We start from the raw sequence: 23,032 nt of genomic DNA, 5'->3' as shown, positions 1-23,032 counted from the left end.
ACAGGCGTTTTTTGACGTTGTTATTCAGGGACGGAGAAATCTTCCTCATCAAGAAGGTCTTCGACAAGGTTATATATGGATAATATTTCATATAAAATAATAATTTCGGCAGTGAAAAAGGTTGGACTGTCCTTTTCTTTTGGATCGGCTGCATCCTTTTTACTTTTCCAAAATTGGGTCATCAAGGACTGGATTTGGTTTCGATGCGCCTCCGAACTGAATTTGTCAGGGTTTTTCAGCGCAGTTGCCAGGCTCTCGACAGTCTGGCATACTTTTTGTTTCTCTTGGTCCGTCCATAACAGCGTATTGAGCGGGGTATTGATCAAATTTCCAATATGATAATGGATCAGTCGCAATGCAGCAAGCTTCTCCTGCTCACTGCGAAAAACCTTCTTGGACTGCTCGTCGAAACGGTGGTATTTTGATTCCTCTTTTTGAAACCGGATCAACATCTCCGTTTTGTCCAGCTTTCTTTTCAGCTGTGAAAACGTATCCCTGATTTGTTGGTAATCCGGCTTTTTTTCCGCCAATATAGCCTTTAGAATATTTTCCAATTCAATGCCGGTTGTCCTGGCCATCGAATGGATATTGTTAAGAATCAACTTCGAATAATTGGGCGGAAACACGAACAAATTGACAGCTGTGGAAATCAGCAGACCGATGGACGTGGTCCCCAGCCTGATAAGAAAGGAAATGAGAAAATTGCTATGGATTACTTCTATCATTGCCACCGATGTCAGCGTCGCTACCAGCAAACCCGAATGCAGTTTTAACCGGAAGCAGGTAACAATGGTACATACAGCTGCTGCTGTGTACGTAATCGGAGAATTTCCGAACAGAAAGATGAACAGTACAGCGTACGCCGATCCGATGGCAGATGCCGGAAAACGGATCAATCCTTTTCTAATCGAGTCGGCGGCAGTCGGCTCGATGGTGACAATGGCTGTGATAACAGCAAAAACAGCAGGCCAATCCAGCCATTGGCAAATCAATGAAGTCAAAAAAACGGCTATTCCCGTTTTTACAATACGGCCGCCGAAGAACCTGAATCTTTTCATCAACAATACACCCTTAATACCAATGATAATTAAATTATAGCATACCTGCAAAAAAAGACAGAAGGGTGTTGGGGTCAGTCCAGGTCAGTCCCTCAACACGGTAGTGTAGTAAAGCGATCGAAGGTTAGAGCGTTGGGGGACTGACCCCTAGCAAGGGTTTGGTAAAAAACTAATGAAAGCGTTATCATAATGTGATATGATGGATAATAATCATTATATATGAATGATTCGAAGCGTTACGTTTCACTTTTTTCTTGCTGCTGTCATACAATATCTTAAATACATCAAGGTGCAGCCAAAGGGTCCACAAATCAAGGGGGTGTAGGTATGCTGTCTGTTAAACGATTCAAACCATATTACATTAAAGAAGAGCGTGATTGTATCAGGGTGGTACTTGCTTACCAATACTTTTCACTTTTGCTGGACGATAAGGTATATCAGTTTGTCCCGCTCGAATCACGTGAAATTATCGTCAACCGGGAAACACGCCAAGTAGAGAATCAAGATGACGTATTCGTCTTCCAAAAAGGGAAGGAATATAACCGCCTGCCACTTTCCGATTTAATCAGATTGAAGGACTTTATTACCCAACTAAATACCATTATTCATCCTTACTTAACCAACTCGCCGACAATCATGGATGAGGCCGAAACGATTATTGAGCAGCTTGAAAAAGAAAACCTGAAACGTTTGATCGATAAGGCGCTTGAAGCTGGAGATCAGAAAAGGTTCAAAAAGTTGTCCAGCATGCTTAATAAAGAATACGGCCAAGGCCAGTCCTGACCGCTGATTCCTGTTTTCAGCCAATGATTCGAAATAGGTTCCAACTAAAAAAAGGCCATTTAACCTGTAGTAGGTAAATTGGCTTTTTTTATGTGAAATGTTTTCTTTTATAAAGAAATGCATCGGTATCATAACTTATATAATACCTCTCTTTATTACTCCCCTTTATACCTGATCCGTTTCATTATAACTTCAATCCGCTCCGACTTTTGAAACGGCGCAATAAAATCTGACTGTCCACTCGTGAAATTCCTTTTAAAGCATATAGTTCATTGTTGATAAATGACTCGAGTTGAGTAAAATCGTCTACTAGTACGTGCATGTGCAAGGTGCTAGGTCCTGTCATTTGATAACAACTCGCTACACATGGGTTGTTTGCAAGGTTTTCTGCCACTTCCACCAGATTATTTGGATCACAATCAACGTCAAAAAAAGCAGAGACGTTTTTTCCTACTTTTTCACTATTTACAACGCAAGAAAACTTTTCAATTATCCCTTCTTCAATTAATTGGTTAACCCGAGAACGAACAGAAACCCTTGATAAATTCAGCTGCTTACCAATATCAGTATAGGAAATCCTGCCATCCTCAATCAAAAGTTCAAGAATCTGCTTATCTATTTTATCCAAATGTTTATCCATCGTCATCACCCTATCTCTTATACTTTCGTCCTATATAGAGGGAATTGTACTAAAGTTTATTCTAAAACTCAATCTGTTATCAGAAAATAAGAAATGTTTGAATTTTTATAAAGTTTTTTGCATGAAGTTGTTTATTTTTTCGGAATATTCATATATAATCAAAAACTATAAATAAATCGTTTGTTAACTAAATGGTTGAAAAAGATTAACAAACGTCAGAAAAAACGAAAGTTACATTAATTTAGGTATAGCATTACTTGGAAATGCTTACCTGAAATAAAGTTTAGTTGGAGAGGAGGAGGTTGAATGGTTAGCCTGATTGTCCGTCGCTTTTTTCAATTAATTCTATTGCTCATCGGTATCTCCTTTTTAGTATTTATGAGTATGCATATCGCTCCGGGAGACCCGGCTTCCATCATTGGGGGACCGACAGCCAGTGCATCTGATTTGGAGGCGATACGAGAAAGTTTAGGTCTCAATAAACCCGTGCTGGTCCAATATGTTGATTACTTGTCGGGAATTTTGCATGGAGATTTAGGATATTCCTTTCAGACGAACCAATCTGTTGCGGACGCCATTATTACCCGGTTTCCAAACACATTGAACCTTGCTATCGCGAGTATGATCGTTGCCATCATCATCGGCGTCACTGCTGGTATCATTTCAGCAGTCAAACAGAATTCCTGGTTTGATGTTTCCAGTACGACAATTGCTCTTGCCGGAATTTCCATACCAAACTTCTGGTTGGGGACCATGCTGATTTTATTATTCTCTGTGACCTTGCAATGGCTGCCAGTCGGAGGATTGAACGCTCCCTTTTATACGGTGGAAGGGATAAAACAATTGATTTTACCGGCTATTACTCTTGGCACGGGCTCTGCAGCTATGATTGCCCGAATGAGCAGGTCTACGATGCTCGAAGTGATCCGGGCTGATTATATCCGCACTGCCAAGGCAAAAGGGGTTCGACAACGGGGGGTAATATGGATTCATGCATTGCGGAATGCCATGATACCCGTCATTACCGTCATAGGTGTGAATTTTGGCGCATTGCTAGGCGGTACAATCATAACAGAGCAAGTTTTCGCCATTAATGGTGTGGGACGCTTAATGATCGATGCTATAGCAGCAAGAGACTTTCCTGTTGTACAAGCTACGGTTTTGCTGGTAGCAGCTTTGTTTGTCCTTGTTAATTTAATTGTCGATATTATTTATGCATTGATCGATCCGAGAATCAGTTATGACTAGAAAGAAGGTGAAAAAATATGGCTTCTGAAGCACTGCAGACAGATGTCGGCAAAAAAGCAAAAAAACGGGAAAGCCAGCTCATCCAGACCATCCGCAAACTGCTGAAAAACAAACTGGCCGTGTTTGGGTTAATCGTCATCTTACTTCAGTTAATTATGTCTGTAACTGCACCGTTGATTGTCAGTTATACACCAATCGAGCAAAACCTTTCCGATGCTGAGTTAGGGATCGGTTCGGAGGGTCACTGGCTAGGCACCGATAACTATGGAAGGGACATGTGGTCCCGGTTAGTCTATGGTGCGAGGGTTTCTTTATTGGTTGGAGTTACTTCTGTGGTTATTGGTCTTGCCGGAGGCATAACACTTGGCCTACTGGCTGGCTATTACAAAAAACTAGATGGGATTATCATGCGTATTGTTGACTTACTCTTTGCTTTCCCTGGTATTTTACTGGCAATGCTGATCATTGCGATGTTGGGAACAAGTCTGATCAATGTTGTGATTGCAATCAGTATTTGGTCGATACCAGGGTGTGCCAGAATTGTCCGCGGAAGTGTTTTATCGGTAAAAAAACAAGAATATGTACTGGCGATGAGATCAATGGGTGCAAGTGACTTACGGATTATTCTCAAGCATATTCTACCAAATTGTACCGCTCCTATTATTGTTTTCGCTACGATGCGAATGGCCACTTCTATCTTATCTACTTCAGCATTAAGTTTTCTGGGGCTCGGTGCTCAGCCGCCTACCCCAGAATGGGGAGCGATGATTGCAGCGGGGCAAGATTTTATGTGGTCGTCCCCGCATATGACGATCGTTCCTGGGATTGCGATTATGTTAGTGGTATTTGCTTTTAATGTTGTCGGCGATGGTTTACGAGATGCATTGGATCCGAATATGGATTTTAACAGCTAAATTACAGGGGAGGAAATTAAAAAAATGAGCAAAAAAATCATGTTTTATTTACTTGTTTTTCTATTGGTATTCGCAGCAGGATGCAGCAGTTCTTCGGGGAGTGACAGTGACAGCGCAGGTGCCAGCAATGTACCTCAGGAATTGACTTACGCGACCACATCGGATGCTGTCGGTTTATCACCAATTGATACAAATGATTCTGTTTCTTCAAATGTTATCGCACAGGTTTACGAAACGTTGTTCACCCGTAATCCGGAAACAATGGAAATAGAGCCGCTTCTCGCCGAGTCGTATGAGACTCCGGATGAAAACACATGGGAAATCAAACTGAAGGAAGGCATTAAGTTCCAGGATGGTACGGATTTCAATGCAGAGGCTGTCAAATACACTTTTGACCAATTTATGGATGAAGATAGGGCGGCCCCCCGGGCTTCCTTACTGGCTCCAGTAGAATCTGTTGAAGTAAAGGACGATTACACGGTTGTAATAAAAACAACGGAACCATACGGTCCATTATTGGCTGCCTTGTCCCATACGAATGCTTCCATCGTAAGTCCGACGGCTGATAAAGAAGGCGATATTAACAGTGAACCAGTCGGTACTGGTCCTTTTGCCTTCGAAGAATGGGCAGAGGGCGACCACATTACCTTGAAGAAAAATGAAGATTACTGGCAAGGTGAACCAAGTTTGGAAACCGTCACATTAAAAGTAGTACCAGAATATTCTACCGCCGTGTCGATGCTCGAAACAGGAGAGGTTCAATTCCTCGATAAAATCCCGGCAGAGCATTTATCCCGGATAGAATCCATGAGTGACGTCGAAGTACAGACCAAGCCGGGTACGCCTGTATACTATCTTGGTTTTAACATGGAGAAGGAACCTTTCAATGATCCGGAGTTCCGTAAAGCAGTGGCATATGCGGTCGACCGGCAGGCATATGTGGATCAGTTAAATGGTTTGGGAGTGAAAAACGATAGCATCATTGGTCCAAAAGTATTCGGTTATGATGAAAATGCCAAGGATGCTGGCTATCCATATGATGTTGAAAAAGCAAAGCAAATAATAGAAGAAAATGGCTTCACTGACCAAAAAGTCACGCTGCTTGCTTCGAATTCGGGAAGCTACATGAAAATGGCTGAAATTGTTCAATCTCAATTGACAGAAGTAGGCATCGATGCAGAGATCGAGTCAATGGAATGGGGAACTTTCCTTGATACGACTTCGGAAGGGAACTTCGAGATGACCTTTATGGGCTGGACGAATAGCACAGCTGATGGAAGTGAACTGCTATACCCTAATCTTCATTCCGATAATATTGGATCTTCCAACCGTATGAGATACAGCAATGAGGAATTTGATGCATTGGTAGATGAGTCCAGGACGTTGGTGGACCAGAAAGCCCGGCAGAAAAAACTGCAGGAAGCGAATAAAATCGCGATGGAAGATGCCGTATGGATTCCAATGAATCATGATGTGGTTTCAGCGGCTTATGACAAAAGTGTTAAAGGTTTGGAATTAGATCCGACAGGTGAATGGAAGCTTTATAACGTTACAAGAGAGTAGGGTGGAAGATGGAAAAATTGTTGCAAGTCGATAATCTGGTTACCCAGTTCAGGACTGCTGAAGGAAAGCTTTCGGCAGTCCGTGGGATATCCTTTTCCGTCGATAAAGGGGAGACCCTGTGTATTGTAGGAGAATCCGGCTGTGGAAAGAGTATCACATCTTTATCGATTATGGGCCTGCTTCCTTCTAATGGAGAAATTGCTGAAGGGTCGATCACTTTTCTAGATGAAGTTTTAACGGAAAAAAAGGAGGAGGAGTTAAGACAGCTTCGCGGAAATAAGATGTCGATGATTTTTCAGGAACCAATGACCGCATTAAATCCTGTGTTCACGATTGGTTATCAGCTGCGGGAACCGCTTATACTTCATCAGCGCATGACCAAACGACAGGCGACTGCCAAAGCAGTGGATTTGTTGGAACAAGTCGGCATTCCGGACCCGAAAAAAAGACTGAAGCAATTCCCTCATGAACTGAGCGGGGGAATGCGGCAACGAGTGATGATTGCTATTGCCCTTGCCTGTAATCCTTCCCTGCTGATTGCCGATGAACCGACCACTGCATTGGATGTAACGATCCAAGCGCAAATTCTTGATTTGATAGATGATCTCAAAAGCAAGATGGACATGGGGGTCGTTTTTGTCACCCATGATATGGGAGTTGTCGCAGAAATTGCTGACCGTGTAATGGTAATGTATGCTGGAGAAGTAGTGGAAATAGGAGAAGTGAAAGAGATCTTTAACAACCCACAACATCCTTATACGAAGGGATTACTTGCTTCTGTGCCGAATGTAGATGATGAATATCACACACTGGAATCTATTCCCGGTTCGTTGCCCAACTTGAATGAAACAATCGAGGGCTGTCGTTTTCATCCACGTTGTCCATTGGCGACAGATCGTTGTAAAAGAGAGGCTCCGCCCATTTTTGAAGTGATGAAAACACATCAGTCCAAGTGCTGGCTTCAGGAGGTGAATGTTCATGACAAAGCAGCAACCTCTTCTTGAAGTAAAAAATGTAAAAAAGTACTTTCCGATTAAGAGTGGGATTTTAAAACGAACGACAGGAAATGTCCAGGCCGTCGAAAATGTAAGCATTGAGGTCTACGAGGGAGAAACACTCGGAGTGGTAGGAGAATCTGGTTGTGGAAAATCCACTTTTGGTCGAACGGTTTTAGGACTGGAACCATTGACGGCAGGGACCATAAAATTTCGAGGCCAAGAAATAAGCGGCCTTCCTGACCGTCAGTTGAAAAGGTTTAAAAAAGAAATGCAAATGATTTTTCAGGATCCTTATGCTTCTCTAAACCCGAGGCAGCGTGTAGGGGATGCCCTGGAAGAAGCCTTTATCATCCATACGGCATTGTCTAAACAGGAACGCCAGCAGCGTGTAAGGGAATTACTAGTGGAGGTTGGCTTGAGAGAAGAATATTATGAGCGATATCCGCATGAATTCAGCGGTGGACAGCGGCAACGGATTGGAATTGCCAGAGCGATAGCGCTCAACCCATCCCTTATTGTTTGCGACGAAGCCGTATCAGCATTGGATGTTTCGGTTCAAGCACAAATTATAAAATTATTGAAAAAGTTGCAGCAATCGCATCAGTTAACCTATTTGTTTATATCCCACGATTTAGGTGTTGTTCGCCATGTTTGCGACCGGGTGTTGGTCATGTACCTTGGCGCAACAGCAGAATTGGCTAGTTCTGATCAACTATACAGCAATCCGCTCCACCCCTATACACGGGCTTTGTTATCCGCGATTCCGCGCCCAATACCCGGTAGGAAAAAAGAGCGGATTAGGCTGCAAGGCGATCTGCCTAATCCGGCGGACTATCCGCAAGGCTGCCCGTTCCATACACGCTGTCCATTGGCAACGGAACAATGTGCCAAGGTACGACCGGAATGGCGTGAGGTGGAGGAGGATCATTTTGTGGCATGCCATGAAGTGTAATAGAGCAGTGGCTGTACTCGATTGTAATTATATTTAACGGATTTAGTAACTGGCTGCCGCCTGAACTGCCAGGCGGTATGCCAATTTTCTATGTGCGGGGAAGGAGATTTTCGATGAAAGCTTTTGACTATTTGAATTATCCTTATCCGTCTCAACGGATGACAGCTGTAGCAAATCGGGGAATGGTTGCGACTTCACAGCCCCTTGCGTCACAAGCAGGCTTGGAAATGCTGAAAAAAGGAGGAAATGCCATTGATGCCGCGATTGCCACTGCAGCAGCATTGACAGTGGTCGAGCCTACTTCAAACGGCATCGGGGGCGACGCATTTGCCCTAGTCTGGACAAAAGGCAAACTCCATGGCCTGAACAGCAGCGGGCCTGCACCCGGTAACATTTCGATTGAAAAGGTGAAAGAAAGAGGATATGACAGCATGCCGAAATTCGGCTGGCTTCCTGTGACAGTGCCCGGGGTTCCGGCGGCTTGGGCGGAGCTTTCTGAGCGATTTGGCAAGTTATCGTTGACAGAAGTGCTGCAGCCGGCAATTGAGTATGCGGCAGATGGTTATCCCATTTCCCCGGTTTTGGGGAGATTTTGGAAGTCTGCATATAATAAGTTTAAACAAGTACTTACCGATGAAGAATTCAAGCATTGGTTTGAAACATTTGCCCCTGCTGGCAGACCGCCGGAGATTGGAGAAGTATGGAAGTCGCCCGGACATGCGGATACCCTAAGGTCTATCGCGAAGACGAATGCAGAATCGTTTTATCGGGGGGAACTGGCAGATAAGATTGCGGCTTTTTCTCAATCCGGAGAAGGCTACCTTACAAAAGCGGACCTGGAAGGATACAAACCGGAATGGGTCGATCCTATTTCTGTTCCATATCGCGGCTATGATGTTTGGGAAATTCCGCCTAATGGACAGGGATTAATCGCATTGATGGCTTTGAACACGTTAACTGGCTATACTTTTGATGAAAAGGAATCCGTCGATACATATCATAAACAACTGGAAGCGATGAAACTCGCTTTTACAGACGGCAAACAATTCATCACGGAAAAACAGCACATGACCCATACAGTGGAAGAGTTGCTGTCGGACGCCTATGCTGCACAGCGGCGAGCTCTAATTAGCGAGGAAGCATTGACTCCTAAACCGGGAAATCCACCCAAAGGCGGCACGGTTTATTTGGCAACAGCGGATCAGGAAGGAAATATGGTTTCCTTCATTCAAAGCAATTACATGGGTTTTGGTTCCGGTCTGGTTGTTCCGGGAACGGGAATCGCACTGCAAAACAGAGGACATGATTTTTCACTGGATCCAGCCCATGAAAACGCGCTTGCAGGTGGAAAAAGAACCTATCATACCATCATTCCTGGGTTTCTAACTAAGAAGGGACGGGCAGTCGGTCCTTTTGGAGTCATGGGAGGTTATATGCAGCCGCAAGGGCATCTGCAGGTAGTGATGAACACGGTCGACTTCCACTTGAACCCGCAGGCAGCTTTGGATGCGCCTCGCTGGCAGTGGATTGAAGGGAAGAAGATCATTGTCGAGCCGCATTTCCCAACGCATATTGCCGAGGGATTGGTCAGAAAGGGCCACCATATCCAAGTGGAATTGGAAAAAGGGGTATTCGGCCGTGGTCAGGCGATTTGGCGGGATCCGGAAACGGGGACGCTTTATGGTGGGACCGAATCACGGACGGATGGTTCCATCGCAGCATTTTAATCAACAGCATGACAGAATTCGGAGGGACAGCAAATGACGCAATGGCACCTATTTTTAGCTTTTTTTCGGGTCGGGATATTTGGATATGGCGGAGGCCCCGCATCGATTCCACTCGTGCAAAAGGAAGTAGTCGATAAATACAAATGGATGGATCATGAAGAGTTCGCCGGCGTACTGGCGCTTGGCAATTCTCTGCCCGGACCGATTGCAACCAAAATGGCCGGTTACATCGGTTATCGGGTTTCCGGGCTGCTTGGCATGATCAATGCTGTATTGGCAACCATTCTTCCGACAATCGTCTTCATGATCGTCTTACTCACTTTCTTGGCATCTATGAGCAACCGTCCCTGGGTACAGGGGATGACCTCTGCTGTCGTCCCAGTGGTCGGCGTCATGCTTGCAGTGCTCACTTTTGACTTTTTGAAAAAAGCAAAAGGCGGACTAGGATGGATGGTGACGGTGGCACTTGCGGTTTCCTCCTTGCTTTTAATGGAATGGGCCGGATTGCATCCGGGATTGTTGATCGCAGGTTTGTTGCTTTATGCCTTATTCGGCCCGATGAAGCAAGAACAAAAGGGGGAAAACCCCGACTTGGCTATACACGAGAAAGGACAGTCGTAAATGATTTACTGGAAAATATTTTTGGCATTTTTTATACCGGGAATCGTCGGCTATGGCGGTGGACCAGCTTCGATTCCACTGGTGGAAAACGAGGTGGTCGACCGCTACCATTGGATGTCTGTCAGCGACTTTAGTGAGATGCTGGCGATGGCGAATGCCCTTCCCGGCCCGATTGCGACCAAAATGGCCGGTTATATCGGTTACCAGCAGGGCGGCATACTCGGCTCAGTGATCGGGGTCTTTGCCACGGTTGCGCCCTCTCTCCTTTTAATGATTGTACTGCTTAGCATATTGAATAAATTCAAAGATTCTCCTCGTGTCAAAAAAATGACCGCACTGATACGTCCAACAATAGCAGTCTTGCTCGGTATCATGGCTTTCAGCTTTTTCCATACTTCTTATCAGGATACCGGTATATGGCAAACAATCTTTTTGATAGCGGCCAGTTTTTTATTACTGGAAAAATGGAAAGTGCACCCAGCTTTTGTCATTATGGGGGCTTTGGCTTATGGAGCTGTTTTCTTGGGATAGGTGTTTTTTTATTGTAACTGCTAAATCACACATGCGTTGATTTTATTATCTTCTACTGATTGGCGGGTATGCAACCAGATGCTCGCGTAAAGCGAAGAGTATTTCCGCAGCTTAGCGATTCAACTCAATTGATGGGGGAGGTAAGGATAGCAAATTCAATCTTTGCCATAGATAATGAAAACGCATGGGAGAAAAGCATCGTGACCCAAATAAAAACCGAACGATTCCTAAATTTGTTCGGTTTTTATTGATGAGCAAAAAGCAAACCGTTCTACCCTTCTATGAAAAGTGCAATTTTCCACTCCTGCAAGGTACTTCGCTTTCCGCGGGCAGCTTCAGCTAACTTGGCAAAGCATACCGCTTTGCCAAGTGGATCTTCAGCTCGTGCTCCTCCCGCTGGAGTCTACGTACCTTGTCTCCGTTGGATGACCTTCTTCTGGTGTGTTTTCTGTTTTGCCTCATGCCCTTACGGATAGAAAGCGAAGCCGCATGGAAACCAGGAGTACTTCTTTATCCTTATTACCCTATTGTCCAATTTCCAAAGAATAAAGGAACCCCCAAGACTTTCGTCCTCTTCCCTGTTAGATACCTATCGGCCAATAGAAGAATACGGTCCATTTTGTCTTGATCATGTGGAAATCAGAGCACAAAAACGTAGCGATTTGAAGCACATCAAACAACAGGATAAAAAGAGAATATACAAATACAAACCGAACGAATTTGATTGGCAGTTAGCATTCGCTCGGTTTTTGCTTTGGTGGCCATGCTTTTGTCCCAGTCTCTTACGTGGATAAACACTTTGATTGCTGAATGAAAAGGAAAGGTATAAGCTAACAAACAAACCAGTGTAGAGGAGAGGATAGCATGGATCTTCAGTTAACAGGAGAAACAGCTGTAGTAACGGCTTCCAGTAAGGGACTTGGTAAAGCGACAGCACTTCAATTGGCTTATGAAGGGGCTAATGTCCTGATTTCCAGTCGAAACGAGCAGGAATTGCAAGCAACCGTTGAAGAAATTAAAGACAAAACAAACAATGACAAGGTTGCATATGTTATCTGTGACATGACCAATCCCTCAGATATCCAAAACATGGTCGAACAGGCAGCAGCACGGACTGGCACCATCGATATTCTCGTAAACAATGCCGGAGGTCCTCCAACCGGAAAATTTCTCGATTTTTCCGATGAGGATTGGCAGCACGCGTTTGAACTTAATCTTTTAAGTTTTATCCGAACCATCCGGGAAGTGGTCCCCTTCATGAAAAAACAGCAAAGCGGAAGGATTGTCAATATAGCTTCTTCCTCGATCAAAGCCAGCTTGGACAATCTGATTCTTTCCAACACGATGCGGCCCGGAATAGTCGGACTCGCCAAAAGCCTGTCCCAAGAACTTGCGCCCGACAATATCTTGATCAATACTGTGGGTCCGGGGAGGATCGAGACAGGCAGGATCATAGAGTTGAATAAAAAAACGGCAGAAAGCAATGATATTTCTTTGGAACAAGTGAAAGAAGAGGCGGACAAGCAAATTCCCTTGAATCGCTTGGGAGAACCAGATGAATTTGCAAAAGCAGTGGTGTTTTTGGCGTCGGGAGCCAATACGTATATTACCGGCCAATCACTGCTCGTTGATGGCGGGTTGGTAAAGGCACTGTGAATCCGAACAAACACCAAAGTGTAAGGAAGTTATAGGTTGGGAAACATAGGACATAAATGAAGCGTATAATATGCTTTTGCTCGGAAAGAAGGTTCTTTACATGTTGGAAAAAGCACTGCAACGACGGTTTATCACAAAAATGGATGCAAGTCCGACTTTTGTTGGTGTCCGTTTTATCCCCCAGGCTAAACAAGGAGTGGAAGCAGGAGCAAACGAGTCCGCAAAGCAGACGGAATTCAGCATGCTCGAATCCATGCTTGATAAAGGAATGAACGTCATCGAGGCCGCAAGCGTCGGACCCATCGAACGGTCTGGTACACTTTTACCCTATCACAAGGAAGACATTATCGTTTGTTTGACTTGTGATTTAACTTCGTTGTCTTTGAGAGAAGAGGACATTACCTCCTTCCAGGCGGTTAAACATTCTATCGATACACTTCTTGATCAATTTCCTGCGGAAACGATCGATATCTTGTTCTTTGATTATGCAGCTGTTCCCGGCCATCTAATCGAAAAAGGAGAAATCCTGCGGGCGATGAGAGCTGTCCAGGATGAGGGGAAAGTAGCGTTTTTGGGTGCTTGTCTCGACAACCTCCCTAGTGAGGAATTTATATTAACAAACACATTTGATGCCATCCAGCTAGAGTACAACTTAATCAACCAGACCAATGAAAACAGTATCAAACTGGCCAATGAAAAAGGAATCGGTGTATTCATCCGGAACGGTCTGGCAAATGGACTGCTTGCTGCCAATCATAGCAGTCCTGTTAAGGATGTTAAGTTTCAAGAGCTCTTGGATATGGTGGAAGGGGATCAGAAACAGCTACATCGGCTCGCCCTGCACTTTCTCTTCCAGAACAAAGCGATCAACACCGTCCTTATCGAAATCGCTGAACTGGCCGAATTCCAACAATACTTGAATGTATTGGGAGAAGAAGTGGATGAATGGCTTCTCCAACGTGCGGCAGCAGTATATAACGCTTGAACGAATTACTTGCGGGGCCATAAATAATATAACACCAGATAAAAAACCGGACGAGTTCGAATGGGGTATTCGAATCAGCGTTCGGTTTTTGCTTTGGTCGCCTTGCGAATCTATATCACGACAAGGGACACCAGCACATTCAGTATAGAACCAAATAGTTTCGCAAGAGAAAACAGTTCTCAGTTTATAAATCTCCTGCATAAAAGCAAAAATCTCGTACAATCAGCCTAGTAGAATAATAGAATGGACTGGCAAAAATTTTTGCTGAATGAGATAATCTAGAAACAGTGATAGTCGATTATGTTCATTTAGTTAACCGCTTACATCGGTGAGGCAGGGGGAAAGACAATGAAAAAATTGCCGAAAAGTATATTGTTCACAATCGTGCTTGCTTTATTTTCAACCAGTTTTTTTCTAATGCTTTACTATGGTAAGGAAACTTTCTATGTTGAAAAGCAAATCTCCTCCCAGCAACTCTATGATTATCATTTTGCTCTTATCACCGAGGAGGTAGGCAATGATTATTGGCGGCAGATCGAGAACGGAGCGAAAGAAGAGGCGGCCAAGCATAATGTTTATTTAGAATATATCGGCCCACGAAAAAGTGATAATGAAGAGAAGCTGCAAACCTTTGACAGGATGATCTCCTCGAAAGTGGATGGAATCATCACCCAGGGGATGCCGGGAGAACGCTTCAAGGCGCTCGTGCATAAAGCGGTCGAACGGGGCATTGAAGTCATCACGGTAGATACCGATGTCCCGCAAAGTGAGCGGCAGTTGTATGTTGGAACGGACAATTACAAAGCTGGTTTCTCGGCCGGACAGGCTGTCATCAAGGATACAGAAGGGGAAATCAAGGTTGGTGCAGTTATCGGAATGTATGACGCCTTGAACCAGCAAGAACGACTGCAGGGATTTAAGGAAGCTATTGCGGAAACAGATCGAATCGAACTGGTGGATGTATTGGAATCCAATATCACCGAAATCGGGGCGGCTGAAGCGACGTACTCTTTGTTGAAACAGCATCCGCAAATTAACGCCTTAATCGGCATGAGTGCTTTGGACGGATTGGGGATCGTCCAGGGGATCGAAGAGATCCATCTTGATCAAACGCCTTACGTGCTGAGCTTCGACATATTACCGCAAACATTAGAAATGATTGATCAAGGGAAAATCGCAGCCACGGTCACGCAATATCCGACGGAAATGGGAAAGCAGGCAGTCCGACGGATGGTTGACCTGCAGCATGGCAGAAAGGTAGAGCCAATGCAATATACCGGGACTGGAATCATCCGGGCAAAAGATATCAACAACGGGGAAATCATCCGGAAGGGCGAGGGCTCATGAAATCGATTCGCACGAAATTGATCTTTTACTTTTTTGTTTTTGTCATTCTTTTCAATATTGTATCGATTTCTATTTATGTCAGTTCCAACACGCTGACCAACTCGTACCATTCCAGCTTTGAGCGATTTTTATTATTGAATTCTATCTCTCAATCCGCCAACAAACTATATGAAAATACCAAGGCATATGTGATGGAGCAGTCGGAAGAAAATCAAGCCGCCTATTACCAGTCCCGTCAGACGATGATGCAGGAAGAAAAACGGCTTCAGAATATGTTGAGCAGCGAGGAACAAATCCAGACGAAAAACTATATCAATCTGATCGATAACATCATCTATGAAAGTGAAATCACCACCGGCTTTGTCCTTCGCGATGACATCGAAAGGTACACAGCCCATTTGAAGGAAACGGAAAGTACTGCTTCTTATATTCAGGAAACAACCCTCCATTTGATCGATTTGGAATTGACCGAGTATCAAACACTCTACCAGGATTTACAGGAACGAAATGAAGCATTCCGCTGGTTTACTTTCTTTGTATTTACGACAACGGTCATGCTTGCTGTCTTTTTTGCCATTTGGTTTTCCAATGGGATCAACAAGCCGATTCAAACGTTGACAAAGGCAGCCCGGGAGGTGTCCCACGGCGATTTTGAGGGCGAACCGGTCGATGTGCGTTCGAATGATGAATTGAAACTGCTTGGCAGCTCCTTCAACCAGATGAGGGCCAACATTCGAGAACTGATCAAAGAAATTAAAGATCAATCTGAACAGGAACGTTTGATGAAGGAACTGGAACTGAAACATTTGCAAAACCAAGTCAATCCTCATTTCTTGTTCAACACCTTGAATACGATTTCCAAAATGGCTTATTTGGAGGAAGCCAAATCGACTTCCAATTTGATCGACTCGACAGCCGCACTACTTCGTTACAGTCTTGGGGATATCGAGAAATTTGTGCAGCTTCGGGAAGAAGTCCGTGCAGTAAGGGAGTATTTGACGATTCAAAAAACGCGATTTACAGAAAGGATCACGTTTGTCGTCGAAGTCGATGAAACCTGTCTCGACTTTCCGATTCCGCGGCTGACATTGCAGCCGCTTGTCGAAAACGCCTTTATCCATGGGGTGGAGGAACAGGAGGAAGGCGGCGAAATCAAGCTGTTCGTATATGAGGAGGAAACAGCCGTGATCGTAGAAATCAATGACAACGGCAAAGGGATGACCGAGGATAAAGTTGCCAGCATTCTCAATGTCACCAGGGATAAAGCAGAAGACCATATCGGACATTCCACTGGGTTGGGAGTAAGCAACGTGATTCGCAGGCTACAGTTGTTTTATCGTACAGAGCATGTCATCGAAATTGAATCACAGTCAGGCGAAGGGACACGAATCAAACTGTTATTGCCGAAGCAATTCACCCTGGCGGGAGCCGGTGATCAGGAGGGAGGAAACGATGAGAGTACTAATAGCGGAAGATGAACTACTGGAACGGAAAGCGATGCGCAAATTTCTCGAGGATAATTTTTCTGATGTGACGGTAGTGGGAGAGGCTGCAAACGGCAGGAAGGCGATTGAGATGGCGGAGGCATTATTACCTCAGATCATCCTGATGGATATAAAAATGCCAGGCATCAACGGACTGGAAGCAATAGAAGCCATCCATCGAAGGGATCCCACGATCAAGTTTATTTTGGTATCTGCCTACGATTCATTCGATTATGCCAAACAGGCGATGAAAATGGGAGTGAAGGAATATATTCTGAAGCCGAGCAAAAAAGAGGAAACGATCCGGGCGGTTCTTCGAGTGAAAAAAGAAGTGATGGAAGAAGCGGCAAGAATGGAGGAGCACCGCCATTCCAGTTTGATTGCCAGAGAATTGTTTTTAACCAGACTGATGAAATATGAAGTCGGCGCGGACACGTTCGAATTGCAGGAAACCTTGTTTCCTGGTTTGCAGTCCGCCTATTTCCTTGCTATAAAATATCAGCCGCTAAAAGAAATAGAAACGGAAGATTGGGCGAAACATTTTGGAGAGGATGACTATATTTACCGGATGGAAGATGACCAGCTGATCATCGTCGTGCTTTCGAGGACGAGGAAGGATAAAGCAGCTGTGTTGAAGTTGGCACGGAAGCTGCAAGTACAGCTCGGTCCCCAGGCGTACATAGGGGCAGGCTATCCAACGGATAAACTGGAAGATCTGCCGGACGCTTATCATCAAGCAATTCAGGCAGTCAAACATCTTGAGCAAATCGGCAACAGCAATTTTGGCTTTCCTCCGGCCGAACAGCGACAGAGCAACAATTTTCTGGAGGATATTTTATTAGAAGTGGCCAGTGGAAATCACACGAATGCCATCCACTTTTTTTCCGAATGGTGGAAGGATAAAGAAGACAGCGTAGAAATGCTTCATGAGTTGTACTTTCGCTTAAAACAGGAACTGCAGCAACGAGGTATCCAGCCTCCGGAGACGGGTTTTCCTGTGGAAGACGATTATCAAGGATGGACAGACTACTTGAAACTCGCCAGCTTGAATGTCCTGCATCACTATCAGTCGCAGGATAAAATGGAACGGGCGAAAAAATTTATTCACGACCATTTTCATGAACCAATCAGTCTGGAGGATGTCGCGGAGCATGCGGAATTAAGTCCGAATTATTTTTCGAATTTATTCAAAGCATCGACCGGCGAAACATTCATCGATTATTTGACCCATGTCCGATTGCAAAAAGCGAAAGAATTCCTACAATCCCATCGGTATACCTTGAAGGAGATATGCTTTATGGTTGGATACAAAGATCCAAATTATTTCAGCAGGGTATTTAAAAAGTATTTTTCGCTGTCTCCGAAGCAGTATCAGAAAGAAATCTTAAAAAAGTGAAGAAAATCATAAGAAATTACAGAAAATTGGCTCCCCTTTTTCCGGGAGTCCTCTTTATAATGAAAATGTAAGCGTTAACTGAAAACGCTTTACCAGTCAAAGAAAAGGGGGATTTAGAAGTGAAAAAGCTGTTTGGAATTCTTTTATTAATGGTTATGGCACTCGTAATTGCAGCTTGTAGTTCCGATTCATCTTCTGATGGAGGAGAGGATGCCGACGCTTCAGATGGCGGTGATTCCGGTGAATCAGCAGAATCCGGCGGAGGCGGAGAAGGAACAGTGGAAATCTTTAGCTGGTGGACAGGAGCCGGTGAAGAAGACGGACTGTTGGCGCTGATCGATTTGTTTGAACAGGAGCATCCCGATATCACAGTGGACAATGCAGCCGTTGCCGGGGGAGCGGGAACAAATGCAAAAGCGGTTCTGGCTACTCGGATGCAAGGGGACGATCCACCATCCACATTCCAGGTTCACGGTGGTGCAGAGCTGAATGAAGGCTGGGTGGCAGCAGACAAAATGGAACCATTGAATGATTTCTATGAGGAACAAGGATGGATGGATAAGTTTCCTCAGGATTTGATCGACATGGTGAGCAAGGACGGTAACATTTACTCTGTCCCTGTTAATATCCATCGCGGTAATGTTGTTTTCTACAACAAACAAGTATTTGAAGATAACGGCTTGGAAGTTCCTACTACTTATGACGAATTTATCGAAGTAGCTGATCAATTGCAGGATGCAGGTGTGACTCCGCTTGCTCTCGGTGACAAAGAGGCCTGGACAGCTACCCAGATTTTTGAAAACATCCTGCTTGGCGAGCTTGGTCCTGATGACTACAAGAGCCTGTGGGCAGGCGATATTCCATTCGATGACGACCGCGTCGTGGCGGCTGCTGAAAAGTTCAAGACAGTTCTTGGCTATGTAAACGAAGACCACGCATCCCGTAACTGGCAGGATGCTGCACAATTAGTCGGTGACGGCGAAGCAGCAATGATCAACATGGGTGACTGGGCAAAAGGATATTTCTCGAATGACCTTGAATTGGAAACAAACAAAGACTTCGGTTACTTCGCATTCCCGGAAACCGACGGTGACTTCATGGTAATCACGGACACCTTTGGCTTGCCTAAGGGTGTCGAAAATCCAGATGAAGTAAAAGAATTTTTGAGTGTTCTCGGATCTGTGGAAGGCCAGGATGCGTTCAACCCGCTGAAAGGTTCCATTCCGGCACGTGTCGATGCCGACGAATCCAAGTACGATGAATACGGCAAGGATGCGATGAAAGACTTTAATGAATCCAATTTGACCCCGAGTCTGGCGCATGGTTCTGCAGCTGCAGAAGGATTCGTGACCAAAGCAAATCAGGCGGTGAATATCTTCGTCACACAGCTTGACGTTGATAACTTGATCAATACGCTCAAAAACGCAGCATCTGAATTGTAAGAATTAAACAGGGTAATGCAACATTAATCAAAAAAGCGGCTGACTCCGAAACAATGGTTCAAGCTTCTCTCCCTTGCCAGTAGGCCTGGCGATGAAGAGTACGGCTCCGTCGTGAGGAGTCAGCCTCTTTCCTGATTGAGACTCTACCCTCTGACAGGAGGTTGATGACATGGCAGAACAAGCAGTTGACAGACAGGAACAGGAATATACGGAAAGCCGTCAACAGCAGCCGGCAGAACATAAAGAAAAAAAACCGAAGAAAAAAATCTCCGGTGACCAGTGGGTGGCTCTCGGATTTTTAGCACCTTCTTTCATTTTGGTACTTATCTTCGTGTACGGGTTCATTGGCTGGACCGGCTGGGTTTCCGTGAGTAATTGGAATACACTTGTTCCTGATTTTTCGTTTGCAGGATTGAAAAACTATATTTATTTATTCAATGATTACCGCTTCCAGGCGGATTTGCGAAACACCGTATTTTTTACGATTCTTTTTATCGGGTTGGTTATTGTGATGGGACTGGGTTTATCTATCCTGATCGACCAGAAACTGAAGGGAGAGTCCCTTTTCCGGAACATCTTTTTGTTTCCGATGGCCTTATCCTTTGTTGTTACCGGGGTTGTATGGCAATGGCTGCTCAATCCATCTACTGGCTACAATCAGTTTTTGGCAGTGTTTGGAATTCAGCCAAAATGGTACACTGACACGAACATTCTCGCAGGCTTTGAATGGGGCAGTATTGAATTCGGGCTTCCTGTCGCCATTATAGCAGTCGTGATAGCTGCTGTCTGGCAAATGACCGGTTTTTCACTGGCGATGTACCTGGCAGGTTTGCGTGGTATACCGGACGAATTGCGGGAAGCTGCCCGGATGGACGGTGCTTCTGAATTCCAGATTTATAAAAAGGTGATTTTACCGATGTTGATGCCGATCACGGTCAGTGTCATCATCATCATGGCGCATATATCATTGAAAATATTCGATCTGATTTATGCGATGACTGGTTCAGGTGCAAACTTCGTCACCGACGTACCAGGTGTCTATATGTTTGAAACGACCTTCCGGGGCAATTACTATGCCAATGGTGCGGCAATCGCAATTATCATGCTGCTTCTGGTAGCGGTGTTTATCGTGCCTTACTTACTGGCCAACAGAAGGAGTGATGGATAATGGCTACATTCAACGTTTGGAAAACAATCAAATATTTCATCTTAATTGTGATGGCCGTCCTTTTCCTGACGCCGGTTTACGTTATCCTCGTCACCAGCTTGAAGCCATTGGATGAGGTATCCTTAGCGAATATGTGGGCATTACCTTCCGCGATTGACTTTAGCAGCTATTCCCATGCATTCTCGGAACTAGCACCGAATTTCATGAACAGTGTGTACCTGGTAGTGCCAGCGACATTATTGTCTGCGTTACTTGGTGCGATGAATGGATATGTGTTGTCCAAGTGGAAGTTCAAAGGATCGGAATTGATTTTTACGGTCATTTTGTTCGGAATGTTTATTCCTTATCAAAGTATCCTGATTCCACTGATTCAGTTTTTACGCAATATCGAATTGTACAATTCTATTGCCGGACTCGTCCTGACCCACGTGGTTTATGGACTGCCGATCACGACCCTGATGTTCCGTAATTTTTATGCCAACATTCCTGATACCATGCTGGAAGCGGCTAAAATCGACGGTGCCAATTTCCTGGGAATCTTCCGGCATATCATCATTCCGTTATCGATCACCGGTTTTGTCGTCGTGGCGATATGGCAGTTCACCAATATTTGGAATGAATTTTTGTTCGCCGTGACCATTACCAACTCGGATAGCCAGCCAGTCATGGTGGCCCTGCAGAATTTGTCCGGAAGTCAAATCGTCCAATGGAACGTACAGATGGCTGGTGCATTGCTGGCTGCGCTGCCGACGCTGCTGGTCTATATTTTACTCGGAAAATACTTTGTCCGCGGCTTGCTCGCCGGATCTGTCAAAGGCTAAACTAGTAGTAGACAGCTAGATGGAACCGGAAGTAAATGAAAGAGAGGCGGATAAACGTGAAGAAAGTGAATTGGGGAATACTCAGTACAGCGAGTATTGGAAAAAAGCAGCTGATTCCGGCGATTGAGCGCTCGATCAACGCTGAAGCTGCCGCCATTGCCAGCCGAGGCGATAAAGCCAAGCAGGCTGCAGCAGAACTCGGTATCAACAAAGCGTACACAAGTTACGAACAGTTACTTGAAGACCCAGAAATTGATGCGGTGTACATCCCGCTTCCAAACAGTCTTCATAAGCATTGGGTGATCGAAGCGGCCAAACATGGCAAACACGTTTTGTGCGAGAAACCAGCTGCTTTGAATGAAACAGAACTGCAGGAGATGCTGGCAGCTTGTAATGAACATGACGTCAAGTTTATGGAAGCTTTCATGTATCAATTTCATCCACTGCACGAAAAAGTCAGAGACTTGATTAGGCAAGGAGAGATTGGCGAGATTTCCTTGATTAGGGCCAGTTTTTCCTTCCTCCTGCAGAATGACCCGCAAAACATCAGGCTGAACAAGGAGTTGGGTGGTGGATCGATATATGATGTCGGCTGTTATTGCCTCCATTCCATTCGGGAGATTTTGCAGGAAGAACCGATTCAGGTGTACGCGCATGCTAAGCAACATTCGGCAAAAGTTGATACTACAGTCGCCGGCACTCTTTCTTTTGCAAGCGGAGTGGAAGCGGTGTTTGACTGCAGCTTCGAACAGTTGCCGGTAAATAGTTATGAAGTGGTTGGATCTACCGGGAAAATCGAGGTGGAGAACGCCTACCGTCCCGACAAAAATCCAGGTGGTGCTGGTTTGTTGCGGATTACGAATTCGGACGGAGAGTCGGTTGAAATGCGTATCGAAGGCGATCAGTACAAACTGCAAGTCGAGCATTTTTCCGAGGCTGTTTTGGAAGATAAGCCTTTGCTGTACACGGAAGAAAAAATGCTGAACAATATCAGAACAATCGATGCCTGTTATAAGTCGATTGTGACTGGGGAAGCAGTGCGGTTGTGATTTAAAAACCATCCTGTCGAAGAGGCTACTGAAAAACTGAAGCTCTATGATAGTAGAATTTTAAAAAGCGGTCTGTATGGAATTTAATTTCCATACAGACCGCTTTCCGTCTAATTTCAAGAGGTTTGTCGCTCTATTCCTTCATTAGTTTAACGGATTCGTTTTACATGTTCCGTGTGAATGTGCATGCCTTCGAGCTCCACAAATAAGACGACTTCGGAACTGCTTTCGTCCATTGTCAGGAAAATATTTGTCCTTCGGTTCGTCATAAACCTCTAAAAGCTTATTGCTTTCCCGAAGAATATGATTTTCAGGGACCACCGTATGTAGAGTTATTCGTATGGACTAAAAATTCCTGGATAATTGACGGTCTAGCCTTTTGTACTCCTTCATCGTAAAAGAAAAAAGAGGGATTTTCTTTTATAAATCAAAGAAAATCCCTCTTTTTAGATGGGCTTCTGTTGATTCCGGGATGAGTCCGTTCCCGTGATAAGCATCCACCGACAGGTGGACGGTGGTATCAACAACAAACTTTGCCAGCCGTTTTAGATACAAAAGGATTTTTCAGGAACTCTTGTCGAGGGATGGGGTGTTTGTGAATTCAATAGCGTAAATTTTAAGAAAATTGTAAAAATAAGTTGACCTCTGA

Annotated in this window: 20 protein-coding genes; 18 read left to right on the top strand and 2 right to left on the bottom strand. The window is 44.7% G+C overall.

Annotation, left to right across the window (positions count from 1 at the left end):
• Positions 1–20 precede the first annotated feature (20 nt).
• Complete coding sequence (locus ERJ70_RS14845; RefSeq protein ID WP_209365583.1) at positions 21–1,058, bottom strand: aromatic acid exporter family protein; 1,038 nt, start codon at positions 1,056–1,058, stop codon at positions 21–23.
• Between the two features lie 327 nt (positions 1,059–1,385).
• Between ERJ70_RS14845 and ERJ70_RS14840 the strand changes: the two genes are divergently transcribed.
• Positions 1,386–1,841, top strand: coding sequence for an IDEAL domain-containing protein (locus ERJ70_RS14840; protein WP_209365582.1), 456 nt, complete (start codon positions 1,386–1,388; stop codon positions 1,839–1,841).
• A 184-nt stretch (positions 1,842–2,025) separates the two neighbouring features.
• On the opposite strand, the gene ERJ70_RS14835 is transcribed toward ERJ70_RS14840, so the two are convergent.
• On the bottom strand, positions 2,026–2,481 hold the full coding sequence (locus ERJ70_RS14835; protein ID WP_209365581.1) for an Lrp/AsnC family transcriptional regulator: 456 nt from the start codon (positions 2,479–2,481) through the stop codon (positions 2,026–2,028).
• 306 nt (positions 2,482–2,787) lie between these two features.
• Between ERJ70_RS14835 and nikB the strand changes: the two genes are divergently transcribed.
• The 17 genes from nikB (at position 2,788) to ERJ70_RS14750 (ending at position 22,383) form a co-directional block, all read left to right on the top strand.
• A complete protein-coding gene (gene nikB, locus ERJ70_RS14830; protein WP_209365580.1) occupies positions 2,788–3,729 on the top strand; it encodes a nickel ABC transporter permease in 942 nt (313 codons plus the stop codon).
• A gap of 17 nt (positions 3,730–3,746) precedes the next feature.
• Positions 3,747–4,643, top strand: a complete 897-nt coding sequence (locus ERJ70_RS14825) for an ABC transporter permease (RefSeq protein ID WP_209365579.1) — start codon at positions 3,747–3,749, stop codon at positions 4,641–4,643.
• A gap of 24 nt (positions 4,644–4,667) precedes the next feature.
• Positions 4,668–6,206, top strand: coding sequence for a glutathione ABC transporter substrate-binding protein (locus ERJ70_RS14820; protein WP_209365578.1), 1,539 nt, complete (start codon positions 4,668–4,670; stop codon positions 6,204–6,206).
• A gap of 8 nt (positions 6,207–6,214) precedes the next feature.
• A complete protein-coding gene (locus tag ERJ70_RS14815) occupies positions 6,215–7,210 on the top strand; it encodes an ABC transporter ATP-binding protein (protein WP_209365577.1) in 996 nt (331 codons plus the stop codon).
• Positions 7,179–8,156 carry an ABC transporter ATP-binding protein gene (locus ERJ70_RS14810; protein ID WP_209365576.1) on the top strand — a complete coding sequence of 326 codons (978 nt, stop codon included), beginning with the start codon at positions 7,179–7,181 and terminating at the stop codon, positions 8,154–8,156. The genes ERJ70_RS14815 and ERJ70_RS14810 overlap by 32 nt, the downstream gene beginning before the upstream one ends.
• A 113-nt stretch (positions 8,157–8,269) precedes the next feature.
• Positions 8,270–9,883, top strand: a complete 1,614-nt coding sequence (locus ERJ70_RS14805; protein ID WP_209365575.1) for a gamma-glutamyltransferase family protein — start codon at positions 8,270–8,272, stop codon at positions 9,881–9,883.
• Positions 9,884–9,916: 33 nt separating this feature from the next.
• Positions 9,917–10,504, top strand: coding sequence for a chromate transporter (locus ERJ70_RS14800; protein WP_209365574.1), 588 nt, complete (start codon positions 9,917–9,919; stop codon positions 10,502–10,504).
• Positions 10,505–11,035, top strand: a complete 531-nt coding sequence (locus tag ERJ70_RS14795) for a chromate transporter (RefSeq protein ID WP_209365573.1) — start codon at positions 10,505–10,507, stop codon at positions 11,033–11,035.
• Between the two features lie 864 nt (positions 11,036–11,899).
• Positions 11,900–12,691: an SDR family oxidoreductase gene (locus ERJ70_RS14790; protein ID WP_209365572.1), complete on the top strand. Its 792-nt coding sequence runs from the start codon at positions 11,900–11,902 to the stop codon at positions 12,689–12,691.
• Between the two features lie 100 nt (positions 12,692–12,791).
• The gene (locus ERJ70_RS14785) at positions 12,792–13,676 is read left to right on the top strand and encodes an aldo/keto reductase (protein ID WP_209365571.1); all 885 of its coding nucleotides are present in this window, start codon (positions 12,792–12,794) and stop codon (positions 13,674–13,676) included.
• Between the two features lie 348 nt (positions 13,677–14,024).
• The gene (locus ERJ70_RS14780; protein WP_209365570.1) at positions 14,025–15,023 is read left to right on the top strand and encodes a sugar-binding protein; all 999 of its coding nucleotides are present in this window, start codon (positions 14,025–14,027) and stop codon (positions 15,021–15,023) included.
• Positions 15,020–16,501 (top strand): sensor histidine kinase, encoded by a 1,482-nt coding sequence (locus ERJ70_RS14775; protein ID WP_209365569.1) that lies wholly within the window; start codon positions 15,020–15,022, stop codon positions 16,499–16,501. The genes ERJ70_RS14780 and ERJ70_RS14775 overlap by 4 nt, the downstream gene beginning before the upstream one ends.
• Positions 16,476–17,903, top strand: a complete 1,428-nt coding sequence (locus tag ERJ70_RS14770) for an AraC family transcriptional regulator (RefSeq protein ID WP_209365568.1) — start codon at positions 16,476–16,478, stop codon at positions 17,901–17,903. Before ERJ70_RS14775 ends, ERJ70_RS14770 begins: the two co-directional genes overlap by 26 nt.
• Positions 17,904–18,052: 149 nt before the next feature.
• Positions 18,053–19,345 carry an ABC transporter substrate-binding protein gene (locus tag ERJ70_RS14765; protein WP_209369415.1) on the top strand — a complete coding sequence of 431 codons (1,293 nt, stop codon included), beginning with the start codon at positions 18,053–18,055 and terminating at the stop codon, positions 19,343–19,345.
• 169 nt (positions 19,346–19,514) lie between these two features.
• A complete protein-coding gene (locus tag ERJ70_RS14760) occupies positions 19,515–20,513 on the top strand; it encodes a carbohydrate ABC transporter permease (RefSeq protein WP_209365567.1) in 999 nt (332 codons plus the stop codon).
• Positions 20,514–20,563: 50 nt separating this feature from the next.
• A complete protein-coding gene (locus ERJ70_RS14755; protein WP_374099819.1) occupies positions 20,564–21,334 on the top strand; it encodes a carbohydrate ABC transporter permease in 771 nt (256 codons plus the stop codon).
• Between the two features lie 56 nt (positions 21,335–21,390).
• Positions 21,391–22,383: a Gfo/Idh/MocA family protein gene (locus ERJ70_RS14750; protein ID WP_245208011.1), complete on the top strand. Its 993-nt coding sequence runs from the start codon at positions 21,391–21,393 to the stop codon at positions 22,381–22,383.
• Positions 22,384–23,032: the final 649 nt, after the last annotated feature.

It is taken from the genome of Sediminibacillus dalangtanensis, assembly GCF_017792025.1.
GTDB classification, from domain to species: Bacteria; Bacillota; Bacilli; order Bacillales; family Amphibacillaceae; genus Sediminibacillus; species Sediminibacillus dalangtanensis.
Note: the sequence above shows the minus strand (reverse complement) of the source record. Positions and strands in the feature narration are given on the sequence as shown.

Coding starts and splice junctions, on each gene's coding strand:
- ERJ70_RS14845 (WP_209365583.1), bottom strand. CDS start 1,058: ATGAAAAGATTCAGGTTCTTCGGCGGCCGTATTGTAAAAACGGGAATA.
- ERJ70_RS14820 (WP_209365578.1), top strand. CDS start 4,668: ATGAGCAAAAAAATCATGTTTTATTTACTTGTTTTTCTATTGGTATTC.
- ERJ70_RS14790 (WP_209365572.1), top strand. CDS start 11,900: ATGGATCTTCAGTTAACAGGAGAAACAGCTGTAGTAACGGCTTCCAGT.
- ERJ70_RS14765 (WP_209369415.1), top strand. CDS start 18,053: ATGGTTATGGCACTCGTAATTGCAGCTTGTAGTTCCGATTCATCTTCT.
- ERJ70_RS14760 (WP_209365567.1), top strand. CDS start 19,515: ATGGCAGAACAAGCAGTTGACAGACAGGAACAGGAATATACGGAAAGC.
- ERJ70_RS14835 (WP_209365581.1), bottom strand. CDS start 2,481: ATGGATAAACATTTGGATAAAATAGATAAGCAGATTCTTGAACTTTTG.
- ERJ70_RS14775 (WP_209365569.1), top strand. CDS start 15,020: ATGAAATCGATTCGCACGAAATTGATCTTTTACTTTTTTGTTTTTGTC.
- ERJ70_RS14795 (WP_209365573.1), top strand. CDS start 10,505: ATGATTTACTGGAAAATATTTTTGGCATTTTTTATACCGGGAATCGTC.
- ERJ70_RS14755 (WP_374099819.1), top strand. CDS start 20,564: ATGGCCGTCCTTTTCCTGACGCCGGTTTACGTTATCCTCGTCACCAGC.
- ERJ70_RS14810 (WP_209365576.1), top strand. CDS start 7,179: ATGTTCATGACAAAGCAGCAACCTCTTCTTGAAGTAAAAAATGTAAAA.
- nikB (WP_209365580.1), top strand. CDS start 2,788: ATGGTTAGCCTGATTGTCCGTCGCTTTTTTCAATTAATTCTATTGCTC.
- ERJ70_RS14770 (WP_209365568.1), top strand. CDS start 16,476: ATGAGAGTACTAATAGCGGAAGATGAACTACTGGAACGGAAAGCGATG.
- ERJ70_RS14785 (WP_209365571.1), top strand. CDS start 12,792: ATGTTGGAAAAAGCACTGCAACGACGGTTTATCACAAAAATGGATGCA.
- ERJ70_RS14825 (WP_209365579.1), top strand. CDS start 3,747: ATGGCTTCTGAAGCACTGCAGACAGATGTCGGCAAAAAAGCAAAAAAA.
- ERJ70_RS14815 (WP_209365577.1), top strand. CDS start 6,215: ATGGAAAAATTGTTGCAAGTCGATAATCTGGTTACCCAGTTCAGGACT.
- ERJ70_RS14780 (WP_209365570.1), top strand. CDS start 14,025: ATGAAAAAATTGCCGAAAAGTATATTGTTCACAATCGTGCTTGCTTTA.
- ERJ70_RS14805 (WP_209365575.1), top strand. CDS start 8,270: ATGAAAGCTTTTGACTATTTGAATTATCCTTATCCGTCTCAACGGATG.
- ERJ70_RS14840 (WP_209365582.1), top strand. CDS start 1,386: ATGCTGTCTGTTAAACGATTCAAACCATATTACATTAAAGAAGAGCGT.
- ERJ70_RS14800 (WP_209365574.1), top strand. CDS start 9,917: ATGACGCAATGGCACCTATTTTTAGCTTTTTTTCGGGTCGGGATATTT.